Source organism: Boudabousia marimammalium (assembly GCF_001936115.1).
GTDB classification, from domain to species: Bacteria; Actinomycetota; Actinomycetes; order Actinomycetales; family Actinomycetaceae; genus Boudabousia; species Boudabousia marimammalium.
On the sequence record NZ_MPDM01000004.1, the window covers coordinates 86,494 to 108,063 of the forward strand.

Below are 21,570 nucleotides of genomic sequence, written 5' to 3' on the forward strand. Positions count from 1 at the left end.
CAATAATAAGCAGGGAACAAAAATTATTCTTCTGAGCTGGAAGCTAAATCCTCTGCGAACTGTCGAAGTTGCTGCAAAGCCAAGGAAATAGCGGCCTTAACCGCATCTTCTCTGACTTCTTGACGCGATCCATCACTAACGCTCTTTTTGGTGACAGTTTTCGTTCCTAATGATACTCCCACATAGAAAGTGCCCGCTGGAACACGACCATCTGGCCCCGGTCCCGCTACCCCCGTAGTAGAGAGGCCAAGATCAGCGCTGAGACGTTGACGGATTCCCTCACTCATTTCCGCAGCAGTGAACGCATTATAAGGACCATGCTGCACTAAGAAGTCGCGATCAACGCCAAGCTCACTGGTTTTTAGGTCCAGCTGGTAGGTGACTATGCCGCCTCGAACCACTGTAGAGGCACCCGGCACTGAGACAAGTCTGCCGCACAGTAATCCCCCGGTGAGGGACTCGGCGCAAGCAATGGAAAGACCATACACTTTCGCCAAAGCAATGAGTTCGTTTTCTTCTGTCATAGCTACAGCCTACTGTGTGAAAGTAGATTCTACCGGTCCAAACCCAATGCAGAAATCGGTTCATCTCCGTTAGTCTCATCGCAACGGGTAATCGCGGACCGCGCACAGTCCATGGCTAGGCCCGGCGGGTAACCCTTCCGAGAAAGCAGCGAAATGATCCTGCGCAGACGCTTCTGATAGTCCAGTCCGACAGTGGTCTTAGCCTTTTTCAAAGCCAGGTTACGCGCTGCTTCTGCTTCCATTTCCTGATCAATCTGTGCGAGCGCAGTTTCAGCAATTTCTCCGCTAATCCCCCGTTTGCTGAGCTCCATCCTCAAGCATCTTAGGGAGAGCCCCTTCATGGCGTATTGGGTACGCACCAGCATTTGCGCATAAGCTGCATCATCTAGCAGACCCACATTGCTCAAGCGCTCCACTACTTCAGCGCAAACCTCTGGTTGATAGCCGCGCACCCGCAGTTTTTGCTCAATCTGGGCGCAAGGGTAGGCACGTTGATCAAGGAGCCGCAGAGCGTATTCGCGAGCCCCCTCTAGTGCTTCATCATGAGGTAGAGAGTTATTGCGCTCACGAAGCCGTTGTCCTCTCTCAGAAACCGGCATCAGCAGACTCATCCACCTGGTGTTTACTGCCCTTAGCACCCTTTGCGGAAGCAGCAGTATCTGCAACTTCAACACCCTCGGTGTCAGGTCTAATCCCAAGCTTTACCAGAATCTTGTGTTCAATCTCGTCAGCTAATTCAGGATTGTCAATCAGGAAACGGCGCACATTTTCTTTACCCTGGCCAAGCTGATCTGCCCCGTAAGTAAACCAAGAACCGGATTTCTTAATAATTCCAGCCTCTACGCCCACATCAATCAGGCCGCCCTCACGAGAAATACCTTTCCCATACATAATGTCAAATTCGGCTTGTTTGAAGGGGGGCGCCATCTTGTTCTTAACAATCTTTGCGCGAGTACGGTTACCGACTGGGTTACCGCCTTCTTTCAAAGTCTCAATCCTGCGCACGTCAATACGGACCGATGCGTAAAACTTTAGCGCCTTGCCACCAGTGGTGGTTTCTGGAGAACCAAAAAAGACGCCGATCTTCTCACGAAGCTGGTTAATGAAGATAGCCGTGGTTCCGGTAGCGGAAAGCGCACCGGTAATCTTGCGCAAGGCTTGACTCATCAAACGAGCTTGGAGACCTACATGTGAGTCGCCCATCTCACCTTCAATTTCTGCCTTCGGTACCAAAGCCGCGACCGAGTCAACCACGATTAGGTCAACACCACCGGAGCGAATCAGCATATCGGTGATCTCAAGGGCCTGCTCACCGGTATCAGGCTGAGAAACTAGTAGATTATCAGTATCAACACCAAGTTTCTTCGCATACTCGGGATCCAAGGCGTGCTCCGCGTCAATGAAGGCTGCGTTACCACCTTGTGCCTGCACAGAAGCTACCGCATGCAAAGCGACAGTCGTTTTGCCGGAAGATTCAGGGCCGTAAATCTCAACAACCCTCCCCCGGGGAAGACCGCCTACGCCAAGCGCGACATCCAGTGCAACGGAGCCGGTTGGAATGACTGAGACAGCCGGGCGACTGTCATCGCCCAAGCGCATTACTGCACCTTTACCAAACTGCTTATCAATCTGTGAGATCGCTAGTTCTAGTGCTTTTGCGCGATCGGTTTTGGGTTTCGCAGCCATTGAGACTCCTTCGTGTTGAGATGTCGACTCTCCGCCGTATCGGTTATTCAGGTCATTAATCAAGAACCCCTCTCCGAGGCTCTGAGACGAGCATATGCACGACCCGGTACATTTTCCTTCGTCCCGACCCCAGGTTGGGGATAAGTTTTCTGTGGAAAACTTTTCGATTCAAAGTCGCCGCCACTAACAATACCTATCGAACAGGCGTTCGACAACTCTTAAGTTGGCGTGTCGCCCCCGTATTCCTATCAGAGCAACAATTAAAACGAGGGGCCCACCAATCGGCAGGCCCCTCATTGAGAGAAATGTAGTAAAGAAAACTGTTTTAGAGTCTTCGATATGTCCAGAGTGCTTCCTCCCCTGATCCGGTTTCTGCAATCAATGCAGACCAGATAGTGAAAGGATCATACTCTTTCTCTAAGGCGTCAGTTGCAGTCATTCCAAGTTCCGGAAGGACCAAGTCAGAAACTAGTGAACGCCCTAGGGTCGAACCAAAAACTACGTCTAGGCTCAACCAGAATTCGCTAACAGTCACCGCACCATTGTGGAGCGACGCAGCATGTCATCTGGAACAGTATCCGGAATGACAACACCCTCGGCTAGAGCGATACGCTCCGAAACCTCACGCATCACTACCCACAGCGGGACATCAAGTGCTTCGCAGATAGACGCTAATAGTTCAGAGGAAGCTTCCTTCTGTCCACGCTCCACCTCGGAAAGGTAACCGAGAGAGACACGCGCACGGGCGGAAACCTCACGTAGGGTGCGGTTCTGAGACTGACGGAGGGAGCGAAGCACCTCTCCGATTTCACGACGCAGCAACGGCACCTGAGCAGGAGTTTCGGTGGTTTTCTTTGACGCAACCGGAACTACTTGGCGATACACAGGATTGTATTCGCGGACGGACTTGACGGCCATTCCCGGCTTGCGGGCTCCGAAGTTAACATTGTCCACTTAAATCACTCTTCCTTTTCTTGCCTCCACCAGAAATACATATAACTGGTTTATAACATTTTCGCATACCTACCGGCGATTTGGCTATTGCTACCAAGAAACTGCCAAGTTTCTCACCAATCTCTGAGCGAATCAGCGGGCAAAAACATAATCCTTTGCCGAGGCCAAAGCCAGATATGTGGCGATCACCAAAAGTGCTACCAATATGTATTCGATAACTATTACAACACCGGAGGACAGGAAAGTATTCCAAGGAATTAGCGAGAAGCCGATAAAGGCCATCTGGGTGACAGTTTTCACTTTGCCACCGGGTGAAGCCGGCACGACCTTGCCACGGCGCACCAGCACCATCCGCCAAACTGAGATCCCCAGCTCTCGTAGCACAATCAGCAACACACAGACGAAACTGAGAATCACAATGAAGGTGTTAAGTCTCCCCCACATATTCCAGACGATAATCACGAGGGCGGGCAAGACCAGCGCCTTATCCGCAATCGGATCAGCAATCTTACCAAAATTGGAGACAATATTGTATTTGCGGGCAATATCCCCGTCAAACTTGTCCGTGAAAGCAGCCGCTGTGAAGAGAACAAAAGCACCCCACATTTGCGGCATAGTGCGATCAGGATAGGCCAACATTAACCAGACCAAGAAAGGCACCATCACCAGACGAATTACCGTCAGAGCATTTGGAACCTGCTCAATCCATTTCGGGGTTTTCTTCACGTTACTCATCAGTTCTAGCCTACCGTGATTTAGGGAGAAAATGCGCGAGTTAGACAACTCGAACTACAAATACTCCAACTATGACTCAGAAATCTACTCTTCGACCGGTTTCCGACCAAGCATCTTCATCACTGGGAGCCTCTACAACCTCCAAACCCGCATACTGCTGCTCAAGCAGATCTGTCGAGTCCGGATAACTGGGAGCGAGAACTTCAGATTCACTTTCTTGGGCTTGGATTTCCGAGGCAGTTAGGGCTTCCGTTTCACCGCGGAGCATGGCGAGGACGCCCTCGAGCTCCTCAGGCTGCACTAGTACTTCACGGGGTTTAGGGCCGAGGGAGGGGCCGACAATCTCACGAGACTCCAGCAAATCCATCAGACGCCCCGCCCGCGCAAAGCCCACTCTGAGCTTACGTTGCAAGCTGGAAGTCGAGCCCAGCTGGGTCGCAATCACCAACTCTGCGGCCGCTAAAAGATCGTCTAGGTCATCACCAATATCAGCAGCAACCTTCTTAGCCTTAGGATTCTCCGTCACATCCGGACGATAATCCGGTTTCGCCTGAGAGCGCACCGCTTCAGTGACTGCATGGATCTCAGATTCGTTAATCCAAGCTCCCTGTACACGTAAAGGCTTTGACTCCCCTGACGGCAGGTAAAGCGCGTCACCTTGGCCGATGAGTTTCTCAGCTCCTGGCTGGTCCAAAATCACTCGAGAGTCAGCCAAAGAGGAAGTCGCAAAGGCCAGACGCGAAGGAATATTAGACTTAATCAAGCCAGTTACCACATCCACGGAGGGACGCTGAGTAGCCAGCACTAGGTGGATACCAGCCGCGCGCGCCAACTGCGTGATTCGTTGAATAGAGGCTTCCACGTCACGCGGGGCAATCATCATCAGGTCCGCTAACTCGTCAACTACCACCAGCAGGTACGGATAAGGCGCCAGCTTACGCTTCGAATCCGGCGGCAACTTGACCTGTCCGGCCCGCACTGCTTGATTGAAATCGTCAACATGTTTGAATCCGAAATGAGCCAGATCATCGTAGCGATGATCCATTTCTTTAACCACCCATTCCAATGCCTCCGCGGCTTTCTTCGGGTCAGTAATGATTGGGGTAATCAGGTGAGGAATTCCTTCATAAATCGTCAGTTCCACACGCTTAGGATCAACCAGAATCATGCGTACCTCTTGCGGGGTGGCACGCATCATAATGGAGGTAATCATGGAGTTCACGAAGGAAGACTTACCAGATCCGGTTGCACCAGCAACTAGCAAGTGCGGGGTCTTCGCCAAATTGGTGACCACATAGCCACCCTCGACGTCCTTACCTACGCCCACGGTCAATGGGTGCTTGGAGGCCAAAGCCTTACCAGAGCGGAGTACGTCACCTAAGGCCACAGTCTCCCGGTCAGCGTTCGGGATTTCCACACCAATCGCCGATTTGCCAGGAATTGGCGACAAAATCCGAACATCTGCACTAGCGACAGCATAGGCAATATTCTTGGACAGCTGGGTGATTCTCTCCACCTTCACGCCAGAGCCGAGCTTTAGCTCATAGCGCGTAACCGTCGGTCCCCGGGAGAATCCCGCAACCGTCGCATCCACGTTAAAGTCGTTGAGGACTTTCTCGAGAGCAGTCACAACCTGATCATTAACGGCTGACCGTTTCTTGTGGGGAGCTCCCCGCACCAGCAAATCAGGGCTCGGCAAATGGTAGTCCTCGGGAGCTGATTCCAGTACCGCAAAATCAGTTTTACTGGCGTCCTTTTCCGCTTCGGCAGCAGCTTCGACTAAGTCGTTGTGACCCGCCACATTGATTACTTCGGTGGGCTGGTTCGCGGTCTCGATTGGGGCCGAGGGCGCCTCCGGCTCTCTTAGCGCACGGGTGGAATCAATCTGAGGAGATTCATCCCAGAAGGAGTCTTCATCTTCATCAAGCTCAACTTGGGGAGAATCGAAAGGCGTGTCCCCAGCGTATTCATCGAGGATAAGGTTTCCTTCCTCGTCGTACTGTAGGTCTTGCGTTCTTTCTTGCCCGTTATCCTTCCGATTCCGGAGAGACCCAGTCCGCTGCTTCCAGTAGTTAATCCAAGCGGAAACCAGCTCCGGCACGCTTGAGAGCGGAGTATCTGTAGCTACCAACACGGAGTAGACGGCGAATAACACAAAGAGCGGAACCGTACCCCAGGCGGAAAGTAGGACGTAAATCGGGTGGGCAAAAAGCCAGCCCACTACCCCGCCAGCAGCTTCAACAGCGGAAAAGGAGGTGATCCAGGGCGCACCTTGGGTGGTATGCGTAATCGCAGTTAAAGAGATTAGGACACCACTCATTCCTACTATCCAGCGTCCCAAAAGCCGAGGGCGCTTCGTGTTTCGATACATCGCAGTTACGATGGCGATACCAACTGCCGGAAGAAAAACAGAGTAAAGGCCAATCAGTCCGGCGGCAATATGGTGGATTACGCTACCCGCGCTGCCAGAGATTTGAAACCATTCACGCAAAGCCACCACAAAGGAGAATGCAATAATAAGCATGGCGATGCCATCGCGTCTCAGTCCGGGACTTAGCCAAGCTGGCTTAGGCTCAGCTCCTGCAGACTTTCCAGCGGTTTTAGCTGAGTTCTTTTGCTTCGCCTTCCTTGAATTTGAGTACGAGGACGAAGCAGACCCGGAAGACGGTCTTCTACCTGAGGATACATTTTTGCGCGGTGACATAATAGTTTCACGTTAGCGAAACTAGCTATATTTTAGCGAGTTGCCGCGCCGTTAAGCCCTGAACTGTAATCTAGAGCGTACCCGTATAACTCTCTGTCAGATTCTCCAAGCTGAGTCCCTTCTGCGCTATCAGCTGGTCGATTTCAATCGCTGTGGGACACACTGCGGCACCAAATTTTGAGACCGCCACGGAAGCGGCAATATTTGCCCGCATAATGGCTTCTGGGAGCTCTCTTCCCTGCATGAGACCCGCAATCATGACGCCGGTGTGGGTGTCACCAACACCGGTGGTATCTACCCGTGATTGTTTAAGGGAGTGAATGCGCACAGGATTTTGGTCTGCTTGACTTTGGAAAACTGAACCATGTTTACCGTAGCGTGCCACAATCACAGCGTCGTTACGGATGATTTGTCCGCGGGCAGCCCAGATTGATTCAATCATCATACGTGACTTGAAGACCTCAGCTTGTGCCATATTCATGGTGACTATATCGGCAACTTTGATTACAGCAGTTAGGAGAGATAGCGGGATCACATCTACTGCTCCACCGAGGGAGAATACGATGGTCACATGATGCGGCAGCTCTTTCAGCCAAGTAATGAGGACACTGCTGGTGGTTTTACTGACCAAATCAAGACCGGAAACGTAAACTACGTCTCCTGGCTTGAGAGGAATCTGACGTAGGTCTGATAGTTGCGGATCTGCTTCGACTCCCGGTGATCTAACTGTTGTCATCAGGCCATCAGACTGTATTAGCGAAATGGACATACCGGTGTCCCCTACCATGTCCGGCATTGCGAGGGAGATACCTTCTTCGATTAGCGCAGCACGCACCGCATGCGAGTTCGCACCGGTTCCGAGTGGGGAGGCAAGACTGGCATGTACCCCTTGACGGGCCGCGGCAGACAATACCACGAAACCGTCGCCCACTAAAGCATAGGAAGAAGAAGCCGTCACCGAAGTTCCTTCAGCAGGCAAATGGGGAACCCTCATTGGTAATGTGAGCGTGACCGAGGCAGTGGAAATAAGCCTTGGCGCAGCTACTTCATTTGTGCCGAGGCTCTCCCCCTCAGGCATCACATCATCGACGAACATAGGAGTATTCTATCGCCTTCATCTAAAAGGATTCTTTATAAGAGGTTACTCTGAGCGGGGGCGCACGAAAGGAAAAGCCAATGTCTGTCGGATATTAGTGCCAGTCAAAAGCATAATCATGCGGTCAATCCCTAGCCCGAGGCCACCGGTAGGAGGCATTCCCAATTCCAAAGCTGAGAGGAATCCCTCATCAACACTCATTGCTTCCGGGTCACCCGCTGCTGCTACCAGAGACTGCTGCACAAATCGTTCACGCTGATCGCGTGGATCCGTGAGCTCGGTGTAGGCAGTGCCTAGCTCCATCCCGAATGCTACTAAATCCCACCGTTCAGCCAAAGCTGGGTCGCGGCGTGAACGCCTCGTGAGCGGCGAAGTGCTAACCGGGAAATCGGTGTAGAAGGTGGGTGCTACCGTCCGAGCTTCCACCAGCTCATCATAAAGGGCGGTAATTAGTTCACCAGGCTCGGCCACAGCGGGAACCTCAATCTGGTATTCGCGACAAATCTCCACCAGTCGTTCAGCACTTATCTCAGTGGTGATTTCGTACCCGCATGCGGCAGACACCGCTGAGAGAACCGGGACCACTGGCCAGTCACCGGAAATATCGAAAGCCACCATCTCTACGCCCTCGACCGTGCGCGCTACCGGTAGCTTCCCGAAATCGCTTTCGGAGCGTGGACGCAAACAGATCTCTTGACCGTGCACAGCGCGGGCGGCCGCCTGGAATAGCCGCTGCGTAAGTAGCCGCATATCATGATAGTCAGCTCCAGCCCGGTAGGCTTCAAGAGAAGTGAACTCGGGATTGTGGGTGGCGTCCGCGCCTTCGTTGCGGAATGAACGTCCAAGCTCAAAGATTGCTCCCATACCGGCAACAGCCAGTTGCTTTAGATAAAGCTCAGGTGCGATCCGTAAAAACACGTCGGACCCATATGCCCGAAGATAAGTGACGAAAGGTCTTGCGTTTGCTCCACCTTTAACCGACTGCAGTATGGGGGTTTCAACCTCCAGAAAACCTTCCGCATCAAGTTCGGTGCGAACGGCTCGCACCGCCCGCGAGCGCATTTTAATCAGCTCCAAAGCATCTGGAGTGTGGGCTAAGTGGAGGGCTCGCTCACGCATTCGCGTAGCCGCGTCTAGCACCTGATGGGTAGCAGGCCAAGGCCGTAAAGACTTAGCGAGCAGCTGCCAACTCTTTACCTGCACTGAGGGTTCACCTCGCCGAGACCGTGCAGGTACACCAGTGATGCGTACCATATCACCCAAATCGAGACAAGAAAAATCTTGAAAATCGGCTTCCGGAAGCTGGTCTCGCTCAATCATTAATTGCAGCTTCTCACCGTCAGAATAGATTTCTGTAAAGATTATCCCGCCCAGATTACGGATTACCCGAATGCGTCCGGAGGTAACTACCTGAGCGGAGGAAACCTGTCCCGTCGTACACCGAATAGCAAGCTCTCGGACCACCGACAGAGGCTCTCCAGCTTCCACTCCGGCTGGATAAATCTCCCGGCCTTTCCGCTCTAAACGTCGAGCCTTACTGCGACGCACCCGCTCCTGCTCAGACAAGCGCAAAGAATCCGCCACTACGGACGGGTCAGGCTGTTCAATCTGACGAACCTCCGTCAAATACTCTTCGTCGACCTGCCACAGTCTCCCCTCGGCTTGCGCAAAACCGAAACGAGGTAAGAAGCCTTCCAGACGGCCACAAGCTAACAGTACTGAAAGAGTCTGGGAACTATGCCGCACACCCATATACCGAGGAAACCATTCCGGTTGATAACGGGCGTTAGATTCATATAAAGACTCCAACTGCCAGAACCGTGAACCAAAGCGCATGAGGGTGAGCACCAAGCGATGAAAAAGATTTGCAGTGACCGACTCTCCCGCCACAAAAGCGTGCCTAAACATCGCAAAATTCAAGGAAATCCGGGTAATTGAGATATCTTTTGCAGACTCAATCAAGTGCACTACCATAGCTTCGATGACACCATTAACCGAACGGGGGTTACGTCTCATCAGGCTCAAAGAAAGACCATTTGCACCCCAAGGCACAAAAGTTAACAAAGCGTGGAGGGTGTCCCCCTCCCGGGCTGTCACCACCATGGTGCGCCCATCCTCAATATCGAGAATCCGGTCCAGACTCATAGTGAAACCACGCTCATCGCCGTTACGATAGAGCTCCGCAGCCTGACGCAACTCCCGCAACTCGGGGGCGGGAATCTGATTCATCCGGCGCACCTCAATCCGAATTCCATGACGGCGAACCCTGCGAACCGACTTGCTCAAGCCGCGCATCTGCTGGGCTGAAAAGTTAAATCGGTCAGGGTAAACAATCGCCTCATCACCCATCGCGTGGAAATGAAAGCCCGCCTGCTGGTAAGCACGCGCGCCCGACTCAGAAGCTGACAACACGCCTAGAGCCCAGCCACTTCGGTAACAAAGTTTTACCCATTCCCGAATTGCTTCATGCCAATACTGGGGATCGCCAATCGGATCTGCTGCCGCAATCGCAGCCCCCGAGCTCAAAGCATATGAAACCGCGGCACGACCATTGGGCGAAAACACGACAGACCGTTCGGCCCGAGTCGCATAATACGACAAAGAATCTTCCGGAAACTCATTAATTAACCGCCGCACCCGCAAATCTTCTTCGCGAGTTGTACCGACAGCCCGGTAACTGCGGAAAAAATAAAGCAAAGCGGATACCAAGACGACTACGCCGGCCAAAGAAATGCCCAAACCCAGAGGATTAGGCGAATGCGGGACAGGACCCTCCCAAAGGCTAAAGTACTCGGCACCAAAAAGCCGATAAGTCACCCAAAGCACAATCCGTTCATATGGAATTTCAGGGCGTAGTAATCGCGCAATCAAAAAACCAATCTGGAATACTATCAGCAATCCTCCCACGAAAATTGCTAACGCTCCAAAAATGGAGCCTTTCCCAATCTTTCCTGGAAAAGCTCGCCGCCCCACAACTAACAGCAGCAGAACTATAAGATTGGTGAAGGCAGACCAAAGATTAAAGCTGTCCTGATATCCATCATCAATATAAATGACCACATTGGCCAGCAAAATCAAAGATTGGTAGGTGAAAAATCCCCACCACACAACCCGCTTACGTCTCACAGCCATCGTGGCCGCCAAGCCAGTTACCGCAATATTGAGCAAGGAAGAAGCTACCGGCAGGCCCAGAAAAGAGAGAGCAAACACTACCGTGTTAATAGTCTCCCCCAGCCAACCCCGAGTAGAACTTGCAAACAACAAGAGAAATGAAAAGAATGCGGACAAATAAAGTGCCCCACCCAACACGGAAGGCAGGTAATCTTCTACAGTTTTAGTCCAGGAGTGCCGCAATCTCTGCGTAGAAGCCAACTTTACACCTCAGTAACAATCGGGACGATTACCGGACGACGACGCAGCCGGCGCCCCACCCAACGGCCGATCACGCGGCGCATGGCCTGCTGCAGCTGATGGGCTGGCACGTTACCGGGGCGGGCAGCCTCTGCCAGTGCTTCAGCGACCTCGGATTCGATTTCTTCGAAGACTGAAGCGTCCTCGGCCACTCCCCTGATGGTAATAGTCGGGCCGGCCAGCACCATGCCGGTTGATTTCTCAACCACAGCGTGAACGGCAACGAAGCCTTCTGAGCCCAGCGTCATGCGGTCCTTCAGCTCTTCATCACTAATTTCACCGACGGAGCGGCCATCCACGTAAACATAGTCGCAGGGGACCTGTCCTACCACTTGGGCGTGACCGTCATAGAGGTCTACCACCACGCCATCTTCTGCTAACGGGACATTATCTTCGGGTACGCCGGTGAGCACAGCAAGCCTGCCGTTCGCAACCAGGTGGCGGATTTCGCCGTGAATCGGAAGCACATTCTTGGGGCGGACAATGTTATAGCAATACAGCAACTCGCCGGCGGAAGCGTGACCGGAGACGTGCACAAGAGACTTGCCTTGGTGAACCACATTGGCACCTAAACGCATCAGACCATTAATCACTCTAAAGACGGAGTTCTCATTGCCGGGAATCAAAGAGGAAGCGAAGATGACAGTGTCGCCAGGCTCAAGCTCCACGAAACGGTGAGAGCCGTCCGCAATCCTCGCCAATGCTGCCATGGGTTCTCCCTGTGAACCGGTCGCCATGAAACAGCGCCGCTCGGGAGGCAGATCCATAACTTCACGGCTGTCAATGAGGACGCCCTCGGGAATATTCAAGAAACCTAGCTCCGCGGCAATCTTCATGTTCCGCTCCATGGAACGACCAATCAGGCAGACGCGGCGATTATGCTTCGCGGCAGCGTCAATCACCTGCTGCACGCGATGCACATGTGAGGCGAAGGAAGCCACAATGACTTGGCTTTCTGCCTGCGCAAAAACCTGATCTAGGACAGGACCGATTTCCCGCTCATGGGTAGTGAATCCGGGAACCTCCGCGTTCGTGGAGTCCACTAAGAACAAGTCCACGCCTTCTTCACCAAAACGAGCAAAAGAACGCAGATCAGTAATGCGACGGTCCAGCGGCAACTGATCCATCTTGAAGTCACCGGTAATCAGGGCATTCCCGGCACTGGTACGAATCATCACGGCCAGAGCATCCGGAATGGAGTGGGTGACCGGAACATATTCAAGGCTGAAGGGCCCGAGGTCTGTAGTGTCACCCTCAGCCACCTGATGTAGTTCGGTGTCTTGCAGGCGATGTTCTTTCAGCTTCGGCTCCAGGAAAGCCAAGGTCAGCTCAGAACCGTAGACGGGGATATCTTCTCTGAGCCGCAGCAAGTATGGGACCGCCCCAATGTGGTCCTCATGGCCGTGCGTCAAGACGAGCGCTTGCACGTCCTCCAGACGGTCAGCAATCGCCGAAAAATCAGGCAAAATTAAATCAACACCAGGCTGGTTTTCTTCCGGGAAAAGCACGCCACAGTCAACGATGAGTAGTTTCCCATCGATTTCAAAGACCGTCATATTGCGGCCGACTTCTCCAAGGCCACCTAGGGGGATGACCCGGAGGGTATCTGCTGGAACGGGACCGGGAACTTGCAAGTTTTCATATAAAGGCTTCACAGTTCCTATTGTGCACTATCTTGGGGTGCTTCACTATGCGCTGGCAGGCGATTGCCAATATTCTCATCTTTTGCCTTGGTAGTGAGATTCTTCCCCAGCCACCCCACACGAATCGACAAACCCGCGAAGAAGCAGCCCATCTTAGATTCTTAGTCTTCCCCGTCCGCCTTGATGCGGGTAACCCAGAGGTTCTCTGGATCTTTCACTGGACCAAGATTGAGCGTGCGCTTCGCCGGGGTCGCCCCGAAACCAGCTGAATCGTAGAAGCGGACACGGGCTTCATCATTCGGGGAAATCCAGACCCGCAGTTCATCACTGCCCAGCTTCGCGTGGTCGACTACGGCCTGCAATAAGCGTGAGCCGTGCCCCTGGCGACGGTGATTTTCCGCAATCGTAAAGGAAAGGATTTCAGCGGTCTTACCCCCATCTTCACCCGTTTCAGGCACCTGCATGTAGGCGGCAAAACCGACGATTTCGTTATCTGCGGTAGCAACCAGTACGGTTTCTCCATCGCGGGAGGTAATGGCTTCAAGCCAGCTCTCAGCCAATAGTTTTTCATCAATCATGGGAACTAACTGCTTGGCGTAGTCGGGTGCGGCTAAAGTGATGCGAGTGCGCATATCTGCAGCGAGTAGCTGTCCAATAATGCCGGCGTCTTCTGCTTTGGCAAGCCTAGCGGCGTCCTTGTGTGAGTGCGTCATTTTGTATCTTTCTGAGTGGGTGGGCGAGGGCGCCGGGCGGATAAATTTAGAGGAGTTCAGGTGCAACGGTTGCCACCATGCGAGGACCGTCCAAAAGCTCGGTAGCGAGGGTGGCAACATCAGCAGCCGTGACTGCTTCAATATCGTTAAGTTGATCTGAGAGTAGTTCGATGTGTCCCATGGAGACTTCCGAACGACCAAGGCGATGCATGCGAGCATAGTTTGATTCCATGCCGAGGGCGACTGATCCTCTGGTTTGGCCTGTAATGCGGCGAAGTTCCTCAGCGGTGGGCCCGTGAGCAGCTAGTTTCTCCCATTCGCCGACCATGACGCGTTCAATCTCTGCGAGATTGCTGGGCTTACAGCCGGCGTACATGCCGAAGGAGCCTGCCTCAGTGTAGGTCTGGTTGAAAGCGAAAGTAGTGTAGGCCAGACCACGGCGTTCACGAACCTCTTGGAAAAGCCTAGAGGACATGCCTGAGCCAAGGACCGAAGCGAGCACCATCATGTGTGAGCGGCGCTCGTCACCCATGGGGAGTGAGCGTGTACCCACTGCGATATGTCCTTGTTCAACGCTCTTGCGGGAAAGGTGTCTACCTGGCCGCGGATCTGGGATTGCATCCGCGGGACGCACTGGGGAGGGAGCACTATCGCTGGTAGTGTCCCAGTGCCCTCTAGCGACAGCGGTTAGCACCATTTCGCAGACTTGCTCATGGTTTAGATTACCGGCGGCAGCAACCACTAGGTTCTGTGAAGAATAAGTACGCTGGTAGTGTTCCCAGATGGCTTCACGTGTCACTGCACTAACTGTTTCACGAGTACCGCCAACCGGACGGGCCAGCGCGGAGCCAGCGTAAACCAGTGCAGCATAGTCGTCGAACAGGACATCCGTCGGGTCATCTGCCGCTGCCGCTAGTTCTTCTAGAATGACACCCCGTTCCATGTCCATTTCGGCTTTATCTAACAAGGATGAGGTCACCATGTCGAGAAGCACTTCAATGGCCATAGGCAAATCCTCTGCCAGGATCTGCGCATGATAGTTGGTGTAGTCCTTCGAGGTGGAAGCATTTGACTGTCCCCCGACCTCATCGAAAGCAGAGGCAATCTGCAAGGCTGTGCGGGTCTTAGTACCCTTGAATAGGAGGTGTTCAAGGAAGTGCGTTGAGCCGTAATGCCCGTCGTGTTCATCACGGGAGCCGACCGGTAGCCATGCCCCAACGGCAACTGAGCGAGTCGCGGGAACCCGCTGCGTGATAACGCGAATACCGCCAGGGAGGACGCTTCGTTTTACGGTTGCGCCATCTTCATCAAAGCTGACGAAGGCATTCGGATTGGAGGCGGGCAGGCTGGGTAGTTCAATTCGGTTCTGTTTACTCATCACTGAGTCATCATAGCGTTTGTGGCCAGGTATTTCTTGGCACCTATTCTACTGGCTGAAAGCACTGGTGGCCCTGAGAGAGACTCTCAGGGCCACCAGTTAAGATGCTCTACTCAGCTCAATGGAGCCGGTTTAGGCAATCAGTCGTTTTCGCTGTGACGGCGAGTGCGGTTACGGGGACGACGCTCACGGCGGCCACGGCCACCCTTACGGTCTCCACGCTCTTCACCATCATTATCGCGGCGGTTACGGCGGCGATCGTCATGACGATCATCTTCATTACCTTCAGCGGCCTCAGTTTCGGCCTCTTCAACTGCTTCGGCTTCTTCGCCCTCAACCACGGCATGCAAGCTGAGCTTGCCGCGCTGATCGATTTCAGCGATTTCAACCTGGAGCTGCTGACCGACCTGGACCACGTCATCCACGTTTTCCACGCGCTGGCCACCCACTAGGCGACGCAGCTGAGAAATATGCAAGAGGCCATCCTTACCGGGGGTCAATGAAACGAAAGCACCGAAGGTAGTGGTCTTTACAACCGTCCCAACGAAACGCTCTCCAACCTCAGGCATCTGCGGATTCGCGATGGCGTTGACCATATTGCGGGCCGCTTCAGCAGACGGACCATCAGTGGCACCGATGTAAACAGTGCCGTCATCTTCGATGGTCAAGTCGGCGCCGGTATCTTCCTGAATCTGGTTAATCATCTTGCCCTTCGGGCCAATGACTTCACCAATCTTGTCAACCGGAACCTGTACCGTCAGCACGCGAGGAGCGGTCGGAGCCATCTCGTCGGGGCTGTCGATTGCCTGGCTCATCACGTCAAGGATAGTCAAGCGAGCATCGCGGGCCTGTCCCAGAGCACTCTTGAGCACATCCGAGGGAATCCCGTCAAGTTTGGTGTCCAACTGGATTGCAGTAATGAACTCAGAGGTACCAGCAACCTTGAAGTCCATGTCGCCGAAACCATCCTCGGCACCCAAAATGTCGGTCAGGGCGACGTAACGAGTCTCCCCGTCAACCTGGTCCGACATGAGACCCATGGCGATACCGGCAACGGGAGCACGCAAAGGCACGCCAGCGTTGAACAGAGCCAAAGTGGAGGCGCAGACAGAACCCATTGAGGTGGAGCCATTTGAGCCCAAGGCTTCAGAGACTTGGCGGATAGCGTACGGGAACTCTTCACGGGTCGGTAGAACCGGAACCAGAGCCCGCTCAGCCAGCGCACCGTGGCCGATTTCGCGACGCTTCGGGGAACCTACCCGACCGGTTTCACCAGTTGAGTAGGGCGGGAAGTTGTAGTGGTGCATGTAACGCTTGGAGTCAATCGGGCTCAAGCCGTCAAGCTGCTGCTCAAGACGCAGCATGTTCAAGGTAGTGATACCCATAATCTGGGTTTCACCGCGCTGGAACAGTGCGGAGCCGTGGACACGAGGAACAACCTCAACCTCAGCCGAAAGAGAGCGGATATCGCGTACGCCACGGCCGTCCATCCGGACGCCTTCGGTGAGCACGCGCTGACGCACGGTTTCCTTGGTCAGTGAACGGAAAGCAGCCTTGAGCTCCTTCTCGCCCTCGGGGAACTCTGCGGCCAGAGCCTCAAGTGCCTCGTCGCGGACCTCGTCCAGCTTCTCTTCACGCGGTAGCTTTTCCACGATGGTAAGCGCTTCAGCTAGCTTGTCGCCAACCTGCGTCTTCATCGCTTCGAAATGCTCTGGAGCGTAATCGGGGAACAAGGGGAACTCTGACGTGGGCTTAGAAGCATGATCAGCGACTTCCTGCTGTGCATCAATGAGCACGCGAATGAAGGGCTTAGCTGCTTCCAAACCTTCAGCAACGGTGTCCTCAGTGGGCTTACCAGCGCCGGCTTCGATGAGTTCCCAAGCATGCTCGGTAGCTTCGGCTTCCACCATCATAATGGCGATGTCGTCGCTGCCGTCTGCACGCTTGACTGCACGTCCAGCTACCACCATGGTGAAAACTGCACGCTCAAGCTCTGAGTAACGCGGGAAAGCAACCCATTGGCCATCAATCAAGGCCAGGCGGGTGCCGCCAATCGGGCCGGAGAACGGCAGACCAGCAATCTGGGTGGACATGGAGGCAGCGTTAATAGCCAACACGTCATAAGCATCATCGGGGTTGATGGACAGAATCGTAGCGACGACCTGTACCTCGTTACGCAGACCCTTCACGAAGGAAGGACGCAACGGACGGTCCATCAGACGGCAAGCCAAAATAGCTTCCGTGGTGGGGCGACCTTCACGGCGGAAGAATGAGGCCGGAATCTTACCGGCAGCATACTGGCGCTCTTCAACATCAACCGTCAACGGGAAGAAATCGAACTGGTCTTTGGGGTGCTTACCTACGGTGGTGGCAGACAAAATCATTGTCTCATCATCTAGGAAAGCGACAGCCGAACCGGCTGCTTGACGGGCCAACTGGCCAGTCTCAAAACGCACTACGCGCTGGCCGAAACGGCCATTATCAATTACGGCCTCTGCGGCCACAATTTCGGGAACCGACATGGTCCTCCTTTTCATCTTTCAATCTTAGGAACCGCGGCTCTCGATTGAGGCCCACGGACATTTGTGGAGCTACTGCTCAACACTTATTCCGTAAGCCACTACCGAAAACCGGCAAGTTCCTACCTCTGTGTTTAACCTGCTACGATGCGATGCATCCCCGCGCAGATTTGCGGGTCCGGCCCAGTCCGAATCATACGAACTGGGCCGGAAAGCTTAACTAGCCGCGAATGCCAAGACGGGCAATCAGCGCACGGTAGCGCTCAATGTCAATGTCTTTCAGGTAACCAAGCAGACGCTTACGGTGACCAACCAGAAGCAACAAACCACGACGTGAGTGGTGATCATGCTTATGGGTCTTGAAGTGTTCAGTCAGGTCGCTGATGCGCTGGCTGAGCAGTGCAATCTGCACCTCAGGTGAACCCGTGTCGCCCGGATGAGTCGCGTATTCAGCAATAATCTTGTCTTTAACTTCCTTGCTCAAGGGCATAGGATTCTCCTTTTAAATAAATCGTTGCACGGAGCGGCAGAGCATGTTCTTCTGCGCATGACACATCCGTGGCCGGCTTGACGGCTTTATTCATCCTATCATGTTTGGCTTCTACAACTTCAGGCTAAGCCCACTATTCAGCGGTGAGACAGGCCACGCTGAGCGCCACAGCAGATTCCGTGAAGACTAACGGGCGGTGACCGCTGCCGGATTGACCCGTCCGGCGGCCGGGACGCTCAGCAGTTCTGCAGCGGCTCGCAGATCCTCATCCATCTGATTCAATAAGTCATCTAGACAGTCGAAGCTTTGCATTCCGCGGAGCTTTTTGATGAACTCTATACCCACGTTTTCGCCGTACAGGTTCAAGTCGCTCCGCCCCAGCACATGGGCTTCAATGGTTCGCTTTTCCCCGTCAAAATGCGGGTTGGTCCCCACCGAGATAGCCGCGGCTAGCCTCTCATAGGCATGCTGAGAGTTCGGCACAGAGCGGACCAGCCAGCCCGCATAAACGCCATCACCAGGGATTTCCCCAACTGTCTCGGCATCCAGGTTTGCAGTCGGGAAGCCAAGCTCACGGCCACGCTTGAAACCGTGTACGACTTGGCCGCGCACGCGATGAGGAGAGCCCAAAATCTCTTTCACCTGCGCCACATCACCGGCTTTGAGGGCTTCCCTCACCCAGGTGGAAGAATACCGCCGGCCACTCTTCGCAGTCTGTTCAGATACCACGGTCACGGTAAAACCAAACTCTTCCCCAAGGGAAAATAGCGTGTGGATATCACCGCAGTTATCGTGACCAAAACGAACGTCTTGCCCGACAATCACTTCCTTCACGCCCAGCCCTTTCACAAAGTAACGCTCAACGAATTGACGCGGGCTTAAACTGGAAAGTTCCCGGGTGTAAGGCTCTACCAATACGCCATCTAGACCGAGGGCGGAAAGTGTCGCCAAACGATCAGAAAGGGACATAATCAAACGTACGCCCCGCTCTGGTTGATGCAAAGTAGCTGGATGCGGGTCGAAAGTGATTGCCCAAGCCTGCACATTTCGCGCCTTGGCGCGCTCCACAACGGCTTTGACAAGGCGGCGATGCCCTAAGTGAACACCATCAAAAATCCCAATCGTAGCTACGCTGTCAGTATCTTCTGGCACCTGCGCGAGGGCTTTACATACCTGCATCTATCTTCCTTCGATTTGCTTTTCATTAGGCCGGGTCAATTACGTACACGGGACGAGCATACTTGCCGCGGTCTTCGATTAGAGCCACCGTATGCCCGGAGTCATCTTGAGCAGCTACTACCCCACTAAGATTACTGCGGCTGATTGGCCGCCCGTAGCGAAGATCTTTTAGTTCTTCACCCACCGGGCGGGTTGGGAAGTAGCGGCCGCAAGCCTCATCTAGGCTCAGAGTCTGCAACCCCTGTGGCGCTTCAGCTTCATTGTCTTCAGATACCGCTTGGGCAAGCTCCGGCAGGGTCTTCGCGTCTGCTAATGTGAACGGCCCAACTTGAGTGCGCCGCAACTGGGTCAGATGACCGCCGCATCCTAGGGCTTCACCTAAATCCCGGGCGAGGGCGCGAATATAGGTGCCTGAAGAGCACTCCACCAGCACCTTCAGGTCTTGCACCGTTACCCCATCTTCCAACTGTTGTGTTTCGATATCTGAGAGAATCTCAAAACGATGAATGGTGACCGGTCGGGCGGCCAATTCGACCGTCTCCCCAGCTCTGACCCGCGCATAGGAGCGTTTCCCGTTGATTTTAATGGCAGAAACAGCTGAGGGGACCTGCATGATTTCACCCCGAAGCTGAGCGATTCCAGCCTCGATTTGGGCGAGGCTAAGGTTCTCAGCGCCAGCAGCCGCCGTCACTTCCCCCTCGGCGTCATCCGTGATGGTGCTAGCCCCTAACCGGATAGTCGCCTCATAGGTTTTATCTGCCCCCACAACATAGGTGAGGAGCTTGGTAGCCTGCCCGATTCCCAGTACCAGCACGCCGGTTGCCAGAGGGTCGAGGGTGCCTGCATGCCCCACCTTTTTCGTGGCAGCTAAGCGTCGAACTGCGGCAACCAGATCGTGACTGGTTCGTCCCTGCGGTTTATCCAGGACGAGGAGTCCGGCCTGGGCGGTAACGCTACCGCGAGGTAAAGCGATCTCTCCCTCTCGTAGCCCGCGTTTGGGTGAGGGAACAGTCACGAGAGTCAGATCCTGCTCAGAAGCCCTGGAAGCCATCAATCACATCATCTTCTGCTTCGTCGTCTTCATCCTTCGTCCGGTACGCGTCAGGTCCAGCGGCATAAGTGGCGTTCTCTGCCAGCTTCGCCAACTCAGCGTCACGGTGCCGGGCCTCAATCAGTGCGTCCTCAATACTGGCAGCGGTTTCCGGTAAAGCATCCGCCACAAACTCCAAAGCAGGAGTGAGACGAATCTTCAAAGCCTTACCGACCTCTGAGCGAATCAGACCCTTCGCAGAATTCAACGCGGCCGCAGTCCCGGCCCGCTCCTCATCGGTCCCGTAGACGGTGTAAAAAATCGTGGCATGCTGCAAATCGCCCGTCACCCTAACGTCAGTAATCGTCACGAAACCGAGACGCGGATCCTTAATACGACGCTCCAATAACTGGGCAACCACCTGTTGAATTCGATCAGCTACCTTGCGCACGCGGGGACTATCCGACATGATTTCTTCTCCATTTCCGGGATGCCCTCAGCATTCCCTCAGATCCGCAGTTTTAACTGCCTGTATTAATCTCTAGTCTAGGCGAGAGGTGAAACATCTGCCCTCTGATTTACGCAAAGGGCAAAGCCAAAGACTGTCTTCAGCTAGCATGCAGTTTTCAGTTTTTTACTTCAGAGCTAAACTAGGCCCGAGAGAGCCACTTCTCACACCAGCTTCTGGAGGCCTCATGAGCGACCGGTTTGAAACCCAAGAACGGCTGATTGCCGCCACTCGCGCCGTCATGGTCTCGCACGGAATCGAAGGCTGCACACTGGAAAGAATCTGCTCCGTAGCCGGGTACAGTCGAGGCGCATTCTACTCCAATTTCGGCAATAAAGAGGACTTATTCACCCTGGTAGCTCAAGATGAATATGACACCACCATTAGAAGACTTAATCGGGTTGCTGAACGTTGGGAATCTGAACTTTTAGCTGAGCATAATCAGCTTGAACGAGGAGAAAACTACCTCGATAAAATGACCGACCTGCTGAGCAAAGTACTTGCCGAGCTGAAACTCGATCGGGAGTATTTTATTATCCACAATGAAATGCTAGTGCGGGCCGCCCGCGTCCCCGCTTGGGGAATCCAGTTTCGCCACATCAACCAGGAATTCGTAGATTCGATGGCCCATGTGCTCCAACAAATCCTGCACGTAGTCGACAGAAAGATGGTTCAACGCCCCGAAGCTGTCGCTCAAGCAGTCATTGGTGTCGTCCTCCGAGCTACCGGATATGACGTCTGGAGACAACAAGGGGAAGATAGACCGAGTGCTGAAAACCGCCCTGATCTGCCCACCAGCGAAGAAATTAACCAGATGATTGTGATGCTCCTGGCAGCCTGCTCCGCCCCGTTAAACCCAAACCAAAACGTGTGACTCAATCCATATTTTAAGTTGCTGGCAGGTAATTTTCCGCAAAACTTAGGTCTTTTTGCGCTCCTTGATGCCATTCCTACGCGCCCATATACATTAATGTATTTCATTCTCTCGTTCTCTGTTTCT

The 21,570-nt window shown here is 53.8% G+C and carries 19 protein-coding genes; 2 read left to right on the forward strand and 17 right to left on the reverse strand.

Features of this window, described 5'->3' with window-relative positions; translation table 11 throughout:
• Positions 1-23: 23 nt before the first annotated feature.
• The 7 genes from BM477_RS04605 to BM477_RS04635 all read right to left on the reverse strand — a co-directional run bounded on the left by BM477_RS04605 (position 24) and on the right by BM477_RS04635 (position 6,423).
• Positions 24-524, reverse strand: a complete 501-nt coding sequence (locus BM477_RS04605; RefSeq protein ID WP_075361504.1) for a CinA family protein — start codon at positions 522-524, stop codon at positions 24-26.
• A 29-nt stretch (positions 525-553) separates the two neighbouring features.
• Positions 554-1,123 (reverse strand): regulatory protein RecX, encoded by a 570-nt coding sequence (locus BM477_RS04610; RefSeq protein ID WP_075361505.1) that lies wholly within the window; start codon positions 1,121-1,123, stop codon positions 554-556.
• Positions 1,110-2,210 carry a recombinase RecA gene (recA, locus tag BM477_RS04615; RefSeq protein ID WP_075361506.1) on the reverse strand — a complete coding sequence of 367 codons (1,101 nt, stop codon included), beginning with the start codon at positions 2,208-2,210 and terminating at the stop codon, positions 1,110-1,112. Before recA ends, BM477_RS04610 begins: the two co-directional genes overlap by 14 nt.
• Before the next feature lie 325 nt (positions 2,211-2,535).
• Positions 2,536-2,745 (reverse strand): DUF3046 domain-containing protein, encoded by a 210-nt coding sequence (locus BM477_RS04620; RefSeq protein WP_075361507.1) that lies wholly within the window; start codon positions 2,743-2,745, stop codon positions 2,536-2,538.
• Positions 2,742-3,038 (reverse strand): helix-turn-helix domain-containing protein, encoded by a 297-nt coding sequence (locus tag BM477_RS04625; protein ID WP_245792879.1) that lies wholly within the window; start codon positions 3,036-3,038, stop codon positions 2,742-2,744. The genes BM477_RS04620 and BM477_RS04625 overlap by 4 nt, the downstream gene beginning before the upstream one ends.
• A 258-nt stretch (positions 3,039-3,296) precedes the next feature.
• Positions 3,297-3,899, reverse strand: a complete 603-nt coding sequence (pgsA, locus tag BM477_RS04630; protein WP_075361508.1) for a CDP-diacylglycerol--glycerol-3-phosphate 3-phosphatidyltransferase — start codon at positions 3,897-3,899, stop codon at positions 3,297-3,299.
• A 76-nt stretch (positions 3,900-3,975) separates the two neighbouring features.
• Positions 3,976-6,423 carry an FtsK/SpoIIIE family DNA translocase gene (locus BM477_RS04635; RefSeq protein ID WP_245792871.1) on the reverse strand — a complete coding sequence of 816 codons (2,448 nt, stop codon included), beginning with the start codon at positions 6,421-6,423 and terminating at the stop codon, positions 3,976-3,978.
• Between BM477_RS04635 and BM477_RS08540 the strand changes: the two genes are divergently transcribed.
• Positions 6,422-6,619 (forward strand): hypothetical protein, encoded by a 198-nt coding sequence (locus BM477_RS08540; protein WP_245792872.1) that lies wholly within the window; start codon positions 6,422-6,424, stop codon positions 6,617-6,619. The genes BM477_RS04635 and BM477_RS08540 overlap by 2 nt on opposite strands.
• A 54-nt stretch (positions 6,620-6,673) precedes the next feature.
• Here BM477_RS08540 and BM477_RS04640 read toward each other — a convergent pair whose 3' ends face one another.
• From BM477_RS04640 to rbfA, 10 genes are all read right to left on the reverse strand, one after another.
• A complete protein-coding gene (locus BM477_RS04640; protein WP_084543717.1) occupies positions 6,674-7,699 on the reverse strand; it encodes a PfkB family carbohydrate kinase in 1,026 nt (341 codons plus the stop codon).
• A 45-nt stretch (positions 7,700-7,744) separates the two neighbouring features.
• Positions 7,745-11,071 carry a bifunctional lysylphosphatidylglycerol synthetase/lysine--tRNA ligase LysX gene (gene lysX, locus BM477_RS04645; protein ID WP_084543718.1) on the reverse strand — a complete coding sequence of 1,109 codons (3,327 nt, stop codon included), beginning with the start codon at positions 11,069-11,071 and terminating at the stop codon, positions 7,745-7,747.
• Between the two features lie 2 nt (positions 11,072-11,073).
• Entirely contained in the window at positions 11,074-12,765 is a 1,692-nt protein-coding gene (locus BM477_RS04650) for a ribonuclease J (protein ID WP_075361510.1), read from the reverse strand.
• A gap of 149 nt (positions 12,766-12,914) precedes the next feature.
• On the reverse strand, positions 12,915-13,466 hold the full coding sequence (locus tag BM477_RS04655; protein ID WP_075361511.1) for a GNAT family N-acetyltransferase: 552 nt from the start codon (positions 13,464-13,466) through the stop codon (positions 12,915-12,917).
• Positions 13,467-13,512: 46 nt separating this feature from the next.
• Positions 13,513-14,844, reverse strand: a complete 1,332-nt coding sequence (locus tag BM477_RS04660; protein ID WP_075361512.1) for a M16 family metallopeptidase — start codon at positions 14,842-14,844, stop codon at positions 13,513-13,515.
• Between the two features lie 140 nt (positions 14,845-14,984).
• Positions 14,985-17,366 (reverse strand): polyribonucleotide nucleotidyltransferase, encoded by a 2,382-nt coding sequence (locus BM477_RS04665; RefSeq protein ID WP_075361513.1) that lies wholly within the window; start codon positions 17,364-17,366, stop codon positions 14,985-14,987.
• A gap of 217 nt (positions 17,367-17,583) precedes the next feature.
• Positions 17,584-17,853 carry a 30S ribosomal protein S15 gene (gene rpsO, locus BM477_RS04670; RefSeq protein ID WP_075361514.1) on the reverse strand — a complete coding sequence of 90 codons (270 nt, stop codon included), beginning with the start codon at positions 17,851-17,853 and terminating at the stop codon, positions 17,584-17,586.
• 186 nt (positions 17,854-18,039) lie between these two features.
• Positions 18,040-19,032 carry a bifunctional riboflavin kinase/FAD synthetase gene (locus tag BM477_RS04675; RefSeq protein ID WP_075361515.1) on the reverse strand — a complete coding sequence of 331 codons (993 nt, stop codon included), beginning with the start codon at positions 19,030-19,032 and terminating at the stop codon, positions 18,040-18,042.
• Between the two features lie 25 nt (positions 19,033-19,057).
• Positions 19,058-20,083 (reverse strand): tRNA pseudouridine(55) synthase TruB, encoded by a 1,026-nt coding sequence (gene truB, locus BM477_RS04680; RefSeq protein ID WP_084543720.1) that lies wholly within the window; start codon positions 20,081-20,083, stop codon positions 19,058-19,060.
• The gene (gene rbfA, locus BM477_RS04685) at positions 20,064-20,531 is read right to left on the reverse strand and encodes a 30S ribosome-binding factor RbfA (RefSeq protein ID WP_075361516.1); all 468 of its coding nucleotides are present in this window, start codon (positions 20,529-20,531) and stop codon (positions 20,064-20,066) included. Before rbfA ends, truB begins: the two co-directional genes overlap by 20 nt.
• A gap of 226 nt (positions 20,532-20,757) precedes the next feature.
• Between rbfA and BM477_RS04690 the strand changes: the two genes are divergently transcribed.
• Positions 20,758-21,444 (forward strand): TetR/AcrR family transcriptional regulator, encoded by a 687-nt coding sequence (locus tag BM477_RS04690; protein WP_075361517.1) that lies wholly within the window; start codon positions 20,758-20,760, stop codon positions 21,442-21,444.
• The last annotated feature ends 126 nt before the right edge of the window (positions 21,445-21,570 follow it).

Excerpts from the sequence above, each read along its gene's own strand:
- BM477_RS04655 (WP_075361511.1), bottom strand. The coding sequence starts at position 13,466 with ATGACGCACTCACACAAGGACGCCGCTAGGCTTGCCAAAGCAGAAGAC.
- BM477_RS04690 (WP_075361517.1), top strand. The coding sequence starts at position 20,758 with ATGAGCGACCGGTTTGAAACCCAAGAACGGCTGATTGCCGCCACTCGC.
- BM477_RS04660 (WP_075361512.1), bottom strand. The coding sequence starts at position 14,844 with ATGAGTAAACAGAACCGAATTGAACTACCCAGCCTGCCCGCCTCCAAT.
- BM477_RS08540 (WP_245792872.1), top strand. The coding sequence starts at position 6,422 with ATGGCGATGCCATCGCGTCTCAGTCCGGGACTTAGCCAAGCTGGCTTA.
- BM477_RS04640 (WP_084543717.1), bottom strand. The coding sequence starts at position 7,699 with ATGTTCGTCGATGATGTGATGCCTGAGGGGGAGAGCCTCGGCACAAAT.
- BM477_RS04610 (WP_075361505.1), bottom strand. The coding sequence starts at position 1,123 with ATGCCGGTTTCTGAGAGAGGACAACGGCTTCGTGAGCGCAATAACTCT.
- rpsO (WP_075361514.1), bottom strand. The coding sequence starts at position 17,853 with ATGCCCTTGAGCAAGGAAGTTAAAGACAAGATTATTGCTGAATACGCG.
- truB (WP_084543720.1), bottom strand. The coding sequence starts at position 20,083 with ATGGCTTCCAGGGCTTCTGAGCAGGATCTGACTCTCGTGACTGTTCCC.
- recA (WP_075361506.1), bottom strand. The coding sequence starts at position 2,210 with ATGGCTGCGAAACCCAAAACCGATCGCGCAAAAGCACTAGAACTAGCG.
- BM477_RS04665 (WP_075361513.1), bottom strand. The coding sequence starts at position 17,366 with ATGTCGGTTCCCGAAATTGTGGCCGCAGAGGCCGTAATTGATAATGGC.
- pgsA (WP_075361508.1), bottom strand. The coding sequence starts at position 3,899 with ATGAGTAACGTGAAGAAAACCCCGAAATGGATTGAGCAGGTTCCAAAT.
- rbfA (WP_075361516.1), bottom strand. The coding sequence starts at position 20,531 with ATGTCGGATAGTCCCCGCGTGCGCAAGGTAGCTGATCGAATTCAACAG.
- BM477_RS04605 (WP_075361504.1), bottom strand. The coding sequence starts at position 524 with ATGACAGAAGAAAACGAACTCATTGCTTTGGCGAAAGTGTATGGTCTT.
- BM477_RS04675 (WP_075361515.1), bottom strand. The coding sequence starts at position 19,032 with ATGCAGGTATGTAAAGCCCTCGCGCAGGTGCCAGAAGATACTGACAGC.
- BM477_RS04635 (WP_245792871.1), bottom strand. The coding sequence starts at position 6,423 with ATGCTTATTATTGCATTCTCCTTTGTGGTGGCTTTGCGTGAATGGTTT.